Raw genomic sequence first — 14749 nt, 5'->3', positions numbered from 1 at the left:
GACAATATTATCCATTAATAAGTAATTTAACTACCATTACATTGGTTGGAGTTGAAATTTATTCCAAGTTCTATACAATTTCATTACAAGTGTGTTAAAACGGTTTATTCTAGTAAAGAATTTATGGTACATTGTAAAATGTCAGTTTAAATCTATCTAAATATAATAGAGTAAACATATAAATAACATAGGAACTTATTGGGGGAAAAGAAATTGGTTAACTTGAGGACGTTAATGTCTCATAATAAGACACAAATCAGCAATCTCCTCAATCAATCTTGGCTAAAGAAAATAGTTGTAACATCTGTTTTAGGTGCAGGATTGATCTTCGGAACGGTTCACGCTGATAGTGAAAACGTTAATCTATCAAATGTATACCACGTCTACATGGATGATAAACATATAGGAACGGTAGGAAATAAAGAAGATATTCAAGATTTTATAGATGAACAAGAACAATCAGCTGAAGAGTCTCAGTCCGGTGATAATATCGACTTGGTACCAGCTCAGGATATTAAATTCGTTGAAGAATTTGTCTTCTCAGAGCCAGATGGTACAGATCAGGTAAAGACTAAATTAGAAGACGACTTATCATTTGCTGCATCAGCTATTGAATTAACAGTTGATGATCAGGTGCTTGGTTATGTAAACAATTTAGATGAAGCCAATGAAGCAGTCAACCAAGTTATTGACGACCATTTACCAGATGATGTTGATCAAGATTTCGAACTATTAAAAGAGAAATTCGATAAACAAGATCAATCAGCGAAAATCAGTCAGTTGCTACCAGAATCATCATTAGAGACTGATTTATCTGATAACCCAGATAAAGAAAATCAAGAATTATACTTCCAACAATCCATCGAACTAGATGAAGGTTCTACTAAATTAGACGTTGGATTCACTGAAAATGTGTCATTTAAAGAAACAAAAGTAGAATCTCAACAATTACTAGAAGTTGAACAGCTAGCTAAGCTAATTGAACGAGGCGTTGAAACAGCACAGTCTTATAAAGTTAAAGATGGTGAAACATTATCAACTGTTGCTAGTAAGCATGATTTAAGCACTGATGAGTTAGTCAGCTTAAATTCAGATATAGAAGAAGATAGCGTGATTCAAGTAGGGCAAAGCCTTGACGTAAAAGGGATGAGTTCTCTAGTTGATGTTAGTTATACGAAAGAAGTGACAGAAGAAGAAACGATTGAATACGATGAAGTGACAAAAGATACTGATTCACTTTATGAAGGTGAATCAGAAGTAGAGCAAGAGGGATCTGATGGTAAGAAAGAAATCACATATCAGGTTAAAGTAGAGAATGGAGAAGAAGTCTCTAAGGAAAAATTAGATGAAGAAGTCGTAAAAGAAGCTCAGGATAAAATTATTAAAGAAGGAACTAAAGTGATTCCTTCACGTGGTACAGGTGACTTCGCTTGGCCTGCTGTAGGTGGTCATTTAACAAGTACTTATGGTCCACGCTGGGGTTCTCACCATAATGGAATTGATATTGCTGGTGTCAGTAATCGCACGATCAAAGCTGCTGATAACGGAAAAGTTGTTGAAGCGGGATATCATTCGGGTGGACATGGTAATCGTGTTATTATTGACCATAATAATGGTTACCGTACGTTATACGCTCATTTGTCATCGATTGATGTCAATGTTGGCCAAACTGTCCAAAAAGGACAATCGATTGGTCAGATGGGGAATACTGGACGTTCAACTGGCGTTCACCTGCATTTAGAACTTAAGAAGAATGGTAGTTCCATTAATCCTGGACCTTATTTCAAATAAGATTAGAACCTCTAGCTAATATTAGCTAGAGGTTCTTTAAATAGGGCCAGGAAGTGTAGTTATAGTAAAAATCGGGAAATAGTAAGACAATTACGCTAAATTACGATAGAATAGTAAGTAAATACGTTTAAGGATGGTGTCAGATGATGCGACATTTAGTTTTAGTTGTCGATGATGAAGAACCCATTGCAGATATATTAAAATTCAACTTAGAAAAAGAAGGCTATGATGTAATCTGTGCTTATGATGGAGACGAAGCAGTCAATTTAACGAAACAAGAAGACCCCGATTTAATCTTGTTAGATATTATGTTACCTGAGAAAGATGGTATGGAAGTTTGTCGGGAAATTCGTCAAGATTATCAAATTCCGATTATAATGCTGACAGCCAAAGACTCAGAAATTGATAAAGTGTTAGGATTAGAACTAGGTGCTGATGATTACGTGACGAAGCCATTCAGTAATCGGGAGCTAATTGCCCGTGTCAAAGCAAATTTAAGACGTCGCGGGACAGAAGGGCAAGAATTACCTCAAGGGTCGATTCCTAATATTAAAATCGGTGGCCTTGATATTAACCGTGAAAATTATTCCGTCACACGCTACGGAGAACCTGTAGACTTAACACACCGAGAGTTCGAACTTTTATTATATTTAGCTAAACATATAGGACAAGTCATGACACGTGAACATTTACTTGAAACCGTATGGGGTTACGATTATTACGGCGATGTCCGGACGGTGGATGTGACTGTTCGTCGTTTACGTGAAAAAATTGAAGATAACCCAAGTAACCCGACATGGATTGTGACGCGACGAGGTGTGGGCTACTACCTACGAAATCCTGAGCAGGAGTAGATTGAATGAATAGGCTTAAAAGCTTCTTCAAATCGATTCAACTAAAATTTATTATTATTTATATTCTATTATTACTGATTGCCATTCAAGTGATTGGTGCTTATTTTGCCCGTCAACTTGAAACGCAATTATTAGATAATTTTACTGAATCGATTAACGACCGTGTGGAATTACTGAATTACAACTTAGAACAAGCTCTATCCGCTGAACGTGAAGAGGACGGACCAACACTTGAACAAGACGTTCAGTCGATTATTTATGATTTTGATTCAGAAGACATTACCAAAATCCAAGTGATTGATAGTAATAATCGTGTTTTAGGAACCACGAGTCAATTCGACCAAGAGAATGTCGGCAATCGAACGACAGAGCTGAGGATTCAAAGAGCTCTCTCTGCTGGTAACAGGGAAGAAACGATCGTATATAATCCTCAAATCGGGCACCGTACTCTTGTTATTTCTACGCCAATTGAAGCAGATGGTGAAATCGTCGGGGCACTGTCACTTGAAGCATCGATTGAGAGTGTGTATTCGCAGCTAGATGATATTAATAGTATCTTCGCAAACGGGACAATGCTAGCCATTACGGTTTCTGCCTTATTAGGTGTATTAGTTGCCAGGACGATCACTCGACCCATTATGGAAATGCGAAAACAGGCGAAAGTGATGGCAACGGGTGACTATTCTAATCAAGTAGAGGTTCATGGTGAGGATGAAATTGGTCAATTAGCAGTCAGTTTCAATGAATTAAACGAGCAATTACATTTGGCTCAAGCGACAACTGAAGAAGAACGGCGTAAACTAAGTTCCGTCTTATCGAATATGACGGATGGTGTGATTGCGACAGATGACTTTGGTGATATCATTTTAATGAATGAGCCCGCAGCGAAATTAGTCGGTAAAGAGTACGTTGAAGTCCAAGGACAACCACTTCTTGATGTGCTCGGTTTATATGATCATGTGGATCACTTAGATGAAATTAAGGATCTTAGCAGTACAATTATTGACTTTTCAGATGAAGATCAAGAATTATTACTAAAAGCCAACTTCTCAGTCTTTCAAGATGAAGATGAGGAGATGAATGGATTCTTAACCGTATTAAGTGATGTTACTGAAGAAGAGAAAGTGGAACGCGAACGACGCGAATTTGTGGCTAATGTTTCGCATGAGTTACGTACACCACTAACCACGATGCGGAGTTATTTAGAAGCGTTAACCGACGGGAATACATGGCAAGATGAACAGATTGCACCCAAATTCCTAAATGTCGTTCAAAATGAGTCTGAACGAATGATTCGACTCGTCAATGACTTATTACAACTGTCAAAAATGGATAATAAAGATTACCGTTTGGAGAAACAGCGAACAGAATATATTGCGTTTATTGATCAAATTGTCGATCGATTTGAAATTAATATAAGGTCGGGCCTTTCAATCGAACGTGACTTGCCGAATAAACGCTATTACGTTTGGATGGATTCCGATAAAATCACACAAGTGATCGATAATATTATCTCTAATGCGATGAAGTATTCTCCAGAAGGCGGTCAAATCAAAGTCAAAGTTGAAGTCCAAAAACACCACATCGTCACGAAAGTTACTGACGAGGGTGTTGGTATTCCAGATGAGAAGATCGATAAAATCTTTGATCGCTTCTATCGTGTTGATAAGGCTCGAACACGTCAGTTAGGCGGAACGGGACTTGGTTTGGCTATCGCAAAAGAAATAATCGAAGCACATGATGGAACTATTCGTGCAGAAAGTCGTGAGAATCAGGGTACCACGATTTCATTCCGTCTACCGCTGATGCGTAAGAAACGAGGGTGATGAAGCATGAATTTAGAAAAATTAAAAACAGCTGTATTAGTGATCCTCGTTGCGACAAGTTTAGGACTAACATTTGCCCTATGGACGTATCAACCTCAATACGAAGAAACGGATGAGATTACGTATTTAGAAGAAAATGAACTAGACGGCGAGCAGCAGACAATTAGCGATGTCATTTCGCCGAAGCATATTATTTTTCATAATAATGCTCATACGACTCCGCGGAGTAAATCGAATGAACAACAATTGTTCCAAGAGATGTCTGATTGGGCATTTTCAGAATTGGATCAGTACCCGTCAGAAGACGCAAGTAGTGTATGGACACCAAATGTGGAAGTTGTAATGCCAGTAAGTGTTCCGTATGAGATGATTAATCAACTATTTAATGTTGAGGATACCACCAATCTACAAAATGAGTCGTTTAATCGTGTCTTCTTTCAATTAACCCAAGGGTCAGAAGAACAAATTCGAGTGAGTTTCACTTCAGATACGCATGACCAAGTGTTAAACGGTTTAATTGAGTCTGTTAGTGCTTATGAACATTTACAAAGCTATATATACGATGACAATATGATTCCTGTGGAGAAGGTTGAGCTTCACGAAGACCAACCGACTGATTATGTCTATTTAACACAGGAAGATACAACCGTAACAGAGCACACTGTATTAATAGATGAGTTGGATGATCAACCATTAAAAAATGTGTTATTCAGCAATCCCACATTAATTAGTCAACAAAATACAGGCGACGATTATCAAGAAGTATTAACAGATGGCACACGCCTATTAAGATATAATAATGCATTTAGTACAGGTCGTTATATTTCTTACTACAAACCTCCGACTCAAGAACTGAGTGATTTAAGCTTAATGGAGCTACTGAATCGAAGTGTTGAACACACGAATGATTATAATGGTTGGACGAATAATTTTAACGTTAGCCAGTTAAGTGAACAAAACCAAATGATTCAGTATCGATTACACCAAAATGGCTATCCTGTATTCGATGATAATCAATATGTGACGTTGCGACAGGAGTGGGCTAACCAAGAACTACAGTTGCTGAAACGACCGTTGTTTAAATTAACGACACCGTTTCAGGATCATGATGAGGTTGAACTTCCTTCAGGTGTATCGATTTACGATTACTTAGAGAGTAGCTCCCAAGAAATTTCACTATCATTAGTCAGTGATATTAAAATGGGCTATCAGTTGAGTGAAGAAGAAGGATCGAGTAACGTGTTATTCTTGGAGCCAACATGGTTTATTAAATACGCAGGGGTATGGCGTCCGTTTGGCTATTTTGAAGAACGAATTACCCTGCAGGAGGATGGATAAGCATGCAGTGGGGACAAATCAAAACATTGTTTATAATTAGCTTTCTCATCCTTAATGTGTTTTTAGGACAACAATTGTTTGAAAAAATCAGTGACACAGATTTGGAACGGTCGTCACAAGCAAGTTTTGAAGATCGCTTAAACGCACAAGAAATCGAAATCGGTGAATTGCCAGAACCAGGTGAGGAAGAGGTCTATATTTCATCGAATCGTTATGAATTCACAGAAGAAGACTATGACAATATAGATAACTCATTTAATAATCAACAAATGGTGATTATGAATGATGATACGATTGTGAGCCAATTCAATGAACCCCTTGAACTTGATGGAGGGGATAATGACGTATTAGATCATGTGTATCGTGGTGAGGAATATCAGTTCTGGAAATCGTATAACGATCGGATAATCTTGTATTTCCAAAAACAGAACGATCGACCCGTTTTTTTCAATTATTCAGGTGTATTAGCTGTACTCTTAAATGAAAATGGCGAAGTGACAAGCTACGCTCAAACCTTATTAGGTGAACCGGAAGAAGAAAGTGAACCACAAACTGTTCTTGATCCGATGAGTGTCATTAAAATCTTATATTCTGACGTATTAGAGAGCCAAGATGAGATTACGGACATGAGTTTGGGGTATCATACTCTAGTGCCATTAGAAGAAGGGGAACAAATCTTTACTCCAACATGGAAAATCACAATTAATGATGAAGAAACACACTTTGTGAATGCGATTGAAGGACAGGTCATCCCTAATGAGGAAGAGGAGTTTGTTGATTCCATCACCTATTTTGTAGACTATCAAGTAGAGGAACTGATTCGGAGTGAAACAGAATGAGCTTAGAATTTAGTGTTTTAGCATCAGGAAGTTCCGGGAATGCATTCTTTATCGGAACAGATCAAACGAAATGGCTCGTTGATGCAGGGTTAAGTGGTAAAAAGATTGAAACATTACTTGATGAAGTAGAAGTCAATCCACATGACTTAGATGGTGTCTTAGTCACGCATGAGCATAGTGACCATATTAAAGGGTTAGGTATCATGGCTAGACGCTATAACTTACCGATTTATGCTAATGAGAAGACATGGGATGCTATGAATTCATCGATTGGCAAAGTCAGCCAAGAGCAGAAATTCGAATTTGATATGGAAACTGTTCGAACCTTTGCTGACTTAGATGTCGAAAGTTTCGGCGTGTCTCATGATGCGGCAGATCCGATGTTTTATGTCTTTCACCATGAAGGAAAGAAAGTCGCTCTATTAACCGATACAGGCTATGTGTCAGAACGAATGAAGAAAACCGTCGAAAATGCTGATGCAATTCTATTTGAAACGAACCATGATGTGGGTATGCTACAAATGGGTCGGTATCCGTGGAATGTGAAGCGGCGAATTCTCAGTGATTTAGGTCATGTGTCGAATGACGATGCCGCATGGGCGATGATGGATGTCATCGGTAATCGAACGAAACAAATATTTTTAGGTCATTTAAGCCAAGATAACAATATGGTTGATTTGGCGCAGATGAGTGTTTCACAAACCTTAACCCAATATGACTATCCCATCGGAGACGGCTTGGACCTTGTCCCGACAAGTCCAATTAAGCCGACATCTTTGATACGTTTATAACGTTGGTAGGAGATTCTAACAACGTTGTAATAGATTAAAATTCCATAGCGAGGTGGTAAGATGAGTTATGATGACCAACACGAGCATAACCAGACACCTAAGTCTAAATCGAATAAATCATGGCTTATAGGTGTAGTGGGTGCAGTTATTGGCTCAATTATCATGTTTATTTTGCTAACGTCATTCACAGATATGAATATGACGTTAGGTGAGTCGAATGATTCAAATAATACTGAGGAAACGGATAACGGAAACTCAGAAGAGTCACAAGGACAAAGTGGCGACAGTGAATCCGAAAGTGTTAATGTCGATATTTCCACACAAACAACAGAAGTGGTTGATAACGTATCGAATGCCATAGTTGGTGTTGTGAACATACAAGAACAGAATATTTTTGGCCGACAACAGCAAAACTCTGGACAAGGCTCAACAGGTTCTGGTGTTGTCTATAAAGAACAAGACGGCTCAGCTTATGTCGTGACCAACCATCACGTGATTGAAGGCGCTAGTTCAGTTGAGGTTGTTTTCCAAGACGAAACACAAGTGGAAGCCGAAGTTGTCGGAAGTGACATGTACACTGACTTAGCTGTTCTACGTATTGATAACGAACATGTCAGTGAAGTCATTGAGTTAGGCGAATCAGACTCCTTAAATGTAGGTGAACCAGTCGTCGCGATTGGTAACCCATTAGGTTTACAATTTGCAGGATCTGTAACTAAAGGGATTGTTAGCGGTAAAGATCGCTTAATTCCAGTCGATCTAGATGAAAACGGATCTAAAGACTGGCAAATGGAAGTCCTACAGACAGACGCAGCCATTAACCCTGGTAACTCAGGTGGTGCACTGGTCAATATGGAAGGTCAACTTGTCGGGATTAACTCCATGAAAATCTCTTCTGCTCAATTAGAAGGACTAGGCTTTGCGATCCCGATTGGTTCCGCGAAACCGATCATGGATGAGCTAGAAGCAGATGGAGCTGTCACTCGACCGTACGTCGGTATTTCACCAATGTCACTCGCAGATGTACCGAAATATCATTGGCAGAATACCTTAAACTTACCTGAAGATGTACAAGAAGGTGTCATTGTCTCATCCGTTGAGAATATGTCTCCAGCAGCACAAGGTGGCTTAGAACAATATGATGTGATCGTTGAAATTGATGGTCAGTCAATCGAAAATGTTCTTCAGTTACGACAGTATCTGTACAACGAAGCAGAAGCAGGACAAGAAATTAACATCACTTACTATCGTAACGGCGAACAACAAGAAACAACCATCACACTCACATCACAAGAATTCTAAATGATCAATGAAGAACTTACTCACACTGTGGGTAAGTTCTTTTTAATATTCGGATATAGCCAGTTGTGCACATTATTCACCGATTTATACACATCATGTGGGTGGAAAAGGGTTTGATTCTCTATATATGGAGGTAGAAAAGAATATATCACTAAATATAGCACGAACATATGTTGATATGTGTGTAACTCTGTGGATAAACCCAGTTATAGACAACATTTCACAGGCTATAAAGAGTTTATGAACAAGTTATCAACAACACCTGTGAACAGTCTGAATAACTGCAAATCCGACAACATCAACGTTGCAAGAAATACATGACTTATGACATAGTGAAAGAGACATAGGATAAAAAACGAACATTTATAATCGAAAGCGATGAAACAAACGTAAATATTAAAGTTAGTATAAAGCGATTCTTTAGAATCCGTTCATGGAGGGATTTCATGCAGATCACCATCATATCTGTCGGCAAGCTAAAAGAGAAGTATCTAATCCAAGGCATCGACGAATACTTAAAACGACTAAGCAAATACGCCAAAGTTAAAATTGAAGAAGTACCAGACGAACAAGCACCTGATCAACTAAGTGAAGCGGAAGAAAAACAAGTCAAACAGAAGGAAGCCGAGAAGATATTCACAAAGTTATCCACAGACCAGTACGTCATCACCCTAGAAATCGAAGGCAAACAACTCACATCTGAACAATTCGCCCAAAAACTCGATGACTTAGCTACATACGGCAAAAGCAAAGTAGCTTTTGTAATCGGTGGATCACTTGGATTAAGTGACGAAGTTAAACAACGCAGTGATTTAGCCATTTCGTTTAGTAAAATGACGTACCCTCATCAGTTGATGCGACTGATCTTGGTGGAACAGGTTTATCGGGCATTTCGGATCATGCGGGGGGAACCGTATCATAAATAGTGGAGAAGCGAAGAGTTTGTCATTCTCAATAATGAAGTATTAAAATGCTGATCTAAATAGAAGGAGACTGTTCATGTAAAAATTCAAGTGATTTTGATGAATCCGCTGCACCATTCGTTAAAACGATCATGACTTCAAAGGCTAAAACGTTTTAAAATTTCCAAGTCTTAATGTTTTAGTGCAGTATATAAGTGGAAAATTAAGTATATAACCACATGTTAAGGAGGAGTTTAGTTGAAATCGTTAGAGCAAGCACTTAAACATAAAGTGGGTTTTGGAACCGCGCCATTAGGAAATATGTACAGAGATGTTCCCGAAGAGGAAGCACAAAAAACCATTCAAACCGCCTGGAATCAAGGAATTCGCTATTTTGATACTGCACCTTTTTATGGAGCAGGTTTAGCGGAAATGCGTTTAGGCGAAGCGTTATCAGCGTATAATCGTGATGATTATTTCATAGGGACGAAGGTTGGACGTTATGTTACCAATGAAAAAGAAGATATAGAAGGCTTATTTGAGGATGGTCGTCAAAATAAAGTTATAACGGATTATACAGAGGAAGCCACTATGAAATCTATTGAACAAAGTTTGGAACGGTTAAAAACCGACCACTTGGATATGGTCTTCGTTCATGATGTTTCCCCTGATTTTCATGGAGATGAATGGATTACAAAGTTTGATGAGGCTAGAAATGGCGCCTTTCGTGTCTTAAGTCGCCTTCGTGAAGAAGGGGTGATTAAATCATGGGGACTTGGTGTTAATACAACCGAACCTATTGAACTTGCTATGGACTTAGAAGAAGCTCAACCTGATGTCTGCTTATCTGCCACACAATACACGCTTTTAAAGCATGAGCATGCCTTAGAGCGCATGTTGCCAAAAGCTGAGGAAAAGGGTGTAGATATCATAGTAGGAAGTCCATTTAATTCTGGTGCGTTACTTGGAGGCGATCATTTTGATTATGCTAAAGCTGATTCTAATAGACTCAATCAAGTAAGGCAGTTACAAGAAATTGCAGAACAGCATAATGTAAGCTTGAAAGCAGCAGGCCTACAAATTTCAACTGCTCATCCAGCAGTAAAAGCTGTTATTCCAGGTTCAACACGTCCAGAGCACACTGCAGAAGATATAGAGATGATGAATCAAAACATCCCACAATCCTTTTGGAATGAATTAGTGGACAAAGGGTTTATTTCTCAGCGAGCACCATTACCAACTAGATAACGAAGTTTTTCGAGAATAGTTATGGACTTATCAAAAATCGGGTGCATTAATGAAGTATAAATGCACCCGATTTTAGTCATATAAGGAGTTCTAGTTCTATGAGATAACAGAGTTGAAGAGCAGAACTAGTGAATATTAAGAAGTATAAAATATTCACTTAGATACATCGGTGAGAACCTTATCCCCGTTAATGGTAAAGAAAGGTGATGTGAGTATTACCTTAAATAAAGAGTAAATTGATCCGTTATTAAAGGAGTGAAAAAGGATTTTCAGGCTATCACATTGACCGTACTTAATTGTAATTTCCAAAAGTGCCCCAATTTTCTATCTTATTAAACTGAGGATATTGTGATATAAAGTGAACTATTATTGGAGAATTATTCAACTCAGGATGTGAAATGAAAAATCTACTATCTCCATATCTGATTGCTTTCAAGGCAAGTGGTAATTCACGTCTGAATATGTCGTTTCGTTTTGCTGCAATAGTCTGATTTGATTGTCCCTCTACATCTAAATACACATGGTATACATAGCAGCCTCTAATTTTAATCCACTCACCAAGTACTTGATCTCTCATTATAGGGTTAATTTTATCTTGGGCAAATCTTAATCCCACTGTCAAAAAAAAGGTCTGCGGTAAGATCAGAGTGGGTCAGTGTGTAGCGCCTATGGAGAATAGGTTCTGTAGAGGTGATTCCTTCTCTAAACTCAACATGAAGTTTATCGGGGTTAAAAAAGCTCAAGTAACCACTTCCCAACACTTTTTTTCTTAATAGTATGATTTTTGTAAATCATTTATACATGGATACTTGTTTGTGTCATCTAATGAGAGTTGTGGTGAACCGAAGAGTTTGTCATTCTCAATATTGAAGTATTCAAACGCTAATCTAAATAGAAGGAGACTGTTCATGTGGTTCAAACAGTCTCCTTTTAATATTGTGATCGGATTTATGCCCAAGTTACTTCATTCTGATTGATCGCGTTATGAGTCGTTTTTGAAAAGGTTAAGACATCTATACTTGTGAGCGTCATATGGCTTTCAAGACGACTTTTCCTCTGGTGGAATGAGGCTAATGACTTGATCGCCTGCTTCTGCTGTTATTTCCGAATCAGGAGTGAAAAACTCTAGTTCTCCTGACTTTCTATGCACGAATAAACGGATTTCTTTTTCGCTACGGTCTTCGTTATATTGTTGGTAAGTAAATTGCTCTGTGATGGGCGTTTTTTTAAATTCAAAACCACTTTCAATTGCTTCGGAAAGGGCTGTTAAGGAATATTCCTCATCAGATAAAACTCGCCCGCCTATTGTGGGTTTTAGATCTTTAACTGTTTCACCTTCTTCGACGCTTAATCGAAATACATTATGGCGGCCATATTCAGGGATGTATGTCGAACAGACGAGTGCATTGTAAGAATCGGAATCTGTCCCTGTAATCAGGTAATCAAATGGGGTCAGATCAATAGAGTGTTCAGTTTTTTCCGATAAGATCTCACCATGATGATATGGTAAGTCAGCTTCCTTTACGTTTTCTAACCTCTCAGAAGAAGAATCCACGATTTTAAAAGGAATATTTAACTGTTGTAAAAACTGCCCAAATGATAACGAGAAAGGGTTACTACCAACTAGCAACACCCCAGGTTGGTCATCGATTGAGAGATCTAATTTCTTTGCTAGTGGCTCTAACGTAAAGCCGTGTGCACATACCGTGAAAAAGACGAGTGCAAAAGTTACAGGTGTGACAATGGTTGCATCTGTGTATCCTTCTTCTAATAAGATAGAAGCAAAATAACTTGATACGGTTAAAGCCACGATCCCTCGTGGTGCAATCCAACCTACTAATGCTTTTTCACTGAGAGATAAATCCGTTCGAATCGTGGAAAGCAATATAGAGAGTGGACGAACAAGAAATAACATTAACACGACAAATGCCAAGATCTCTGGCTGTAAGATATCCAATAGTGTGTCCATCGTTAAAGATGCTGTTAACATCACAAAGATGGTTGATAGTAGCAGAATCGAAATATTCTCTTTAAAATGGCGCATATCTTCAATTGACCGAACGCCAATGTTAGCTAAGGTCATTCCCATGATGGTGACGGCTAGAAGGCCAGACTCGTGCCTAATTTCATCCGCAAGAGTAAAACAAGCAATCACAATTGTAAAAACAATGGGAGATTTAAGAAATTCAGGGATATAACCTTTTTTAAACATCCAGCCAACGCCACGACCACAAGCCCAGCCGAGAAGTCCAGCTAATAGAAACCCAACAAAAAATTCGAGTAATCTTGATGAATCAGCTGCGCCATTCGTTAACACGATGATAACTTCAAAGGCTAAAACGGCTAGTAAGGCTCCTAAAGGGTCTACGATAATGCCTTCCCATTTCAATATTTTGGCTGGTCTTGGTTTTAATTTTGATTGACGTAATAACGGTAGAATAACGGTGGGTCCAGTTACGATAAATAAAGCGCCAATCACGAATGCGACAGCCCAGCTTAACCCTGCGACATAATGGGCAGCGAGTGAACCTAATATCCAACTTAATAATGCACCAATTGTGATCAGTCGAATAACAGGCCTACCCAGACCCTTTACTTCTTTTATATTTAGACTTAAACTACCCTCAAATAAAATAATGGCAACTGCAATAGAAATTAACGGTTTATATAAGTCGCCAAATGTACTTTCAGGTTGGATTAGGCCAAAGAAGGGTCCTGCCAATAAACCAACAACAGACATGACGACAATGGCGGGCATCTGAAAACGCCAAGAAATCCATTGTGAACCCATTCCTAATAAGATAATGATCATGATTTCAGCTAAAACAGATAGTGTCATATGGTATTGCTCCTCCTACTGCATCTTGCCTAATCCTGTTTTAGATTTCCGGTATTAACCTTGAACTCTTTTGCACGACCAAGTTTGGTTGCTGTTTATGTAAAGGCATCTTTACTTAGATCAATAATTGCTACCAAATCATTATTATTAATGATCGCTTTCCTTACTGATTTACATATAGCTTTTGATAAGGAAAAAAATCTATACTTTGGAAAAATGGTAAGAATATAAAAGCATACGATGGGAAAACAGTAACTTTCTATAGGCTTACAGGCACTAACTGTCGGACTTAAGCTACCCTTATTACTCTAAAACAGATAAGATAAGCCCTAGTCACAATTCAATAAATTTTTATTGAATAAATGAGTCAATGGATTGAAGGATTTATAGCGTTTATAAATAACTATAAAAAAGGAGGGATGTTGATATGAAATGGAAGAGTAATGATTCAAATGAAGAGTGGTTGTTGTTAGGTTTGTTCTCGAATCCTCTTCACATCAAGCAATTGAGTAAAGAGTTGTCCCTTTATTCGAGTGAGTTGTTAATAAAATTTCGTAACTATAAGTCACATCAACTGCATTACTGGAGGATCGTTGGTGCTGAAAATGATGATGGAGAGGATTTTCTTGAACTTTTTGAGCAACAAGATCCCTATCCTTTTGAATATGAATTAACGGAAGAACCTAACGGAGGTCAAGACCATATTATAGCGTGCTCTAGTTTTACAACTGAACATGATCTAATCAAAAGTGTTCAAGGTTATGGTTTTGATAATAGTGGTAAGAAGGTTTTATCTTCTATTGTACTGGGGTTACAACATTCGTATGTCATAGTTCACGCAGCGCCAGTTCTACAAATCCAAGTGACTGATCAGGAGCCTGAAATGTTGGATGATGATTTACTTTTTTCATCGCTTGATTGAAAAACTGGTCCAAAATCTAATTGTTTTACCTAGTTTAGTTTTGATATTCCAGAGTTATTCATGAAGGATAAATCCAATGTCCATCTATAACCAAAGA

The 14749-nt window shown here is 38.2% G+C and carries 13 protein-coding genes; 10 read left to right on the top strand and 3 right to left on the bottom strand.

The features are described from left to right. Positions 1–234: 234 nt before the first annotated feature. From J2S77_RS01545 to J2S77_RS01505, 9 genes are all read left to right on the top strand, one after another. Positions 235–1791 (top strand): LysM peptidoglycan-binding domain-containing M23 family metallopeptidase, encoded by a 1557-nt coding sequence (locus J2S77_RS01545; RefSeq protein WP_306974009.1) that lies wholly within the window; start codon positions 235–237, stop codon positions 1789–1791. Positions 1792–1937: 146 nt separating this feature from the next. Beyond that, the gene (gene yycF / locus J2S77_RS01540) at positions 1938–2645 is read left to right on the top strand and encodes a response regulator YycF (protein WP_306974210.1); all 708 of its coding nucleotides are present in this window, start codon (positions 1938–1940) and stop codon (positions 2643–2645) included. 5 nt (positions 2646–2650) lie between these two features. Next, positions 2651–4471: a cell wall metabolism sensor histidine kinase WalK gene (walK, locus tag J2S77_RS01535; protein ID WP_306974007.1), complete on the top strand. Its 1821-nt coding sequence runs from the start codon at positions 2651–2653 to the stop codon at positions 4469–4471. A gap of 6 nt (positions 4472–4477) precedes the next feature. After that, complete coding sequence (locus J2S77_RS01530) at positions 4478–5809, top strand: YycH family regulatory protein (protein WP_306974006.1); 1332 nt, start codon at positions 4478–4480, stop codon at positions 5807–5809. A 2-nt stretch (positions 5810–5811) separates the two neighbouring features. Continuing rightward, the gene (locus tag J2S77_RS01525) at positions 5812–6648 is read left to right on the top strand and encodes a two-component system regulatory protein YycI (protein ID WP_306974004.1); all 837 of its coding nucleotides are present in this window, start codon (positions 5812–5814) and stop codon (positions 6646–6648) included. After that, positions 6645–7439: an MBL fold metallo-hydrolase gene (locus tag J2S77_RS01520; protein ID WP_306974002.1), complete on the top strand. Its 795-nt coding sequence runs from the start codon at positions 6645–6647 to the stop codon at positions 7437–7439. Before J2S77_RS01525 ends, J2S77_RS01520 begins: the two co-directional genes overlap by 4 nt. A 60-nt stretch (positions 7440–7499) precedes the next feature. Further along, complete coding sequence (locus J2S77_RS01515; protein ID WP_306974000.1) at positions 7500–8741, top strand: S1C family serine protease; 1242 nt, start codon at positions 7500–7502, stop codon at positions 8739–8741. A gap of 446 nt (positions 8742–9187) precedes the next feature. Beyond that, positions 9188–9667: a 23S rRNA (pseudouridine(1915)-N(3))-methyltransferase RlmH gene (gene rlmH, locus J2S77_RS01510; protein WP_306973998.1), complete on the top strand. Its 480-nt coding sequence runs from the start codon at positions 9188–9190 to the stop codon at positions 9665–9667. A gap of 234 nt (positions 9668–9901) precedes the next feature. Then, on the top strand, positions 9902–10891 hold the full coding sequence (locus J2S77_RS01505; RefSeq protein ID WP_306973996.1) for an aldo/keto reductase: 990 nt from the start codon (positions 9902–9904) through the stop codon (positions 10889–10891). A gap of 292 nt (positions 10892–11183) precedes the next feature. Here J2S77_RS01505 and J2S77_RS01500 read toward each other — a convergent pair whose 3' ends face one another. The 3 genes from J2S77_RS01500 to J2S77_RS01490 all read right to left on the bottom strand — a co-directional run bounded on the left by J2S77_RS01500 (position 11184) and on the right by J2S77_RS01490 (position 13730). Then, entirely contained in the window at positions 11184–11507 is a 324-nt protein-coding gene (locus J2S77_RS01500) for a staygreen family protein (RefSeq protein ID WP_306974208.1), read from the bottom strand. Beyond that, positions 11482–11652: a staygreen family protein gene (locus tag J2S77_RS01495; RefSeq protein ID WP_306973994.1), complete on the bottom strand. Its 171-nt coding sequence runs from the start codon at positions 11650–11652 to the stop codon at positions 11482–11484. Before J2S77_RS01495 ends, J2S77_RS01500 begins: the two co-directional genes overlap by 26 nt. Positions 11653–11930: 278 nt before the next feature. Further along, complete coding sequence (locus J2S77_RS01490) at positions 11931–13730, bottom strand: cation:proton antiporter (RefSeq protein ID WP_306973992.1); 1800 nt, start codon at positions 13728–13730, stop codon at positions 11931–11933. A gap of 427 nt (positions 13731–14157) precedes the next feature. Here J2S77_RS01490 and J2S77_RS01485 point away from each other — a divergent pair, with 427 nt between their 5' ends. Next, positions 14158–14652 carry a hypothetical protein gene (locus J2S77_RS01485; protein WP_306973990.1) on the top strand — a complete coding sequence of 165 codons (495 nt, stop codon included), beginning with the start codon at positions 14158–14160 and terminating at the stop codon, positions 14650–14652. The last annotated feature ends 97 nt before the right edge of the window (positions 14653–14749 follow it).

Source organism: Alkalibacillus salilacus, from assembly GCF_030812915.1.
Lineage (GTDB): Bacteria > Bacillota > Bacilli > Bacillales > Alkalibacillaceae > Alkalibacillus > Alkalibacillus salilacus.
Note: the sequence above shows the minus strand (reverse complement) of the source record. Positions and strands in the feature narration are given on the sequence as shown.

Bases quoted from the DNA above. Each gene is read 5' to 3' on its own strand.
- yycF (WP_306974210.1), top strand. From the start codon at position 1,938: ATGCGACATTTAGTTTTAGTTGTCGATGATGAAGAACCCATTGCAGAT.
- J2S77_RS01525 (WP_306974004.1), top strand. From the start codon at position 5,812: ATGCAGTGGGGACAAATCAAAACATTGTTTATAATTAGCTTTCTCATC.
- J2S77_RS01485 (WP_306973990.1), top strand. From the start codon at position 14,158: ATGAAATGGAAGAGTAATGATTCAAATGAAGAGTGGTTGTTGTTAGGT.
- J2S77_RS01490 (WP_306973992.1), bottom strand. From the start codon at position 13,730: ATGACACTATCTGTTTTAGCTGAAATCATGATCATTATCTTATTAGGA.
- J2S77_RS01545 (WP_306974009.1), top strand. From the start codon at position 235: ATGTCTCATAATAAGACACAAATCAGCAATCTCCTCAATCAATCTTGG.
- rlmH (WP_306973998.1), top strand. From the start codon at position 9,188: ATGCAGATCACCATCATATCTGTCGGCAAGCTAAAAGAGAAGTATCTA.
- J2S77_RS01515 (WP_306974000.1), top strand. From the start codon at position 7,500: ATGAGTTATGATGACCAACACGAGCATAACCAGACACCTAAGTCTAAA.
- J2S77_RS01520 (WP_306974002.1), top strand. From the start codon at position 6,645: ATGAGCTTAGAATTTAGTGTTTTAGCATCAGGAAGTTCCGGGAATGCA.
- J2S77_RS01530 (WP_306974006.1), top strand. From the start codon at position 4,478: ATGAATTTAGAAAAATTAAAAACAGCTGTATTAGTGATCCTCGTTGCG.
- walK (WP_306974007.1), top strand. From the start codon at position 2,651: ATGAATAGGCTTAAAAGCTTCTTCAAATCGATTCAACTAAAATTTATT.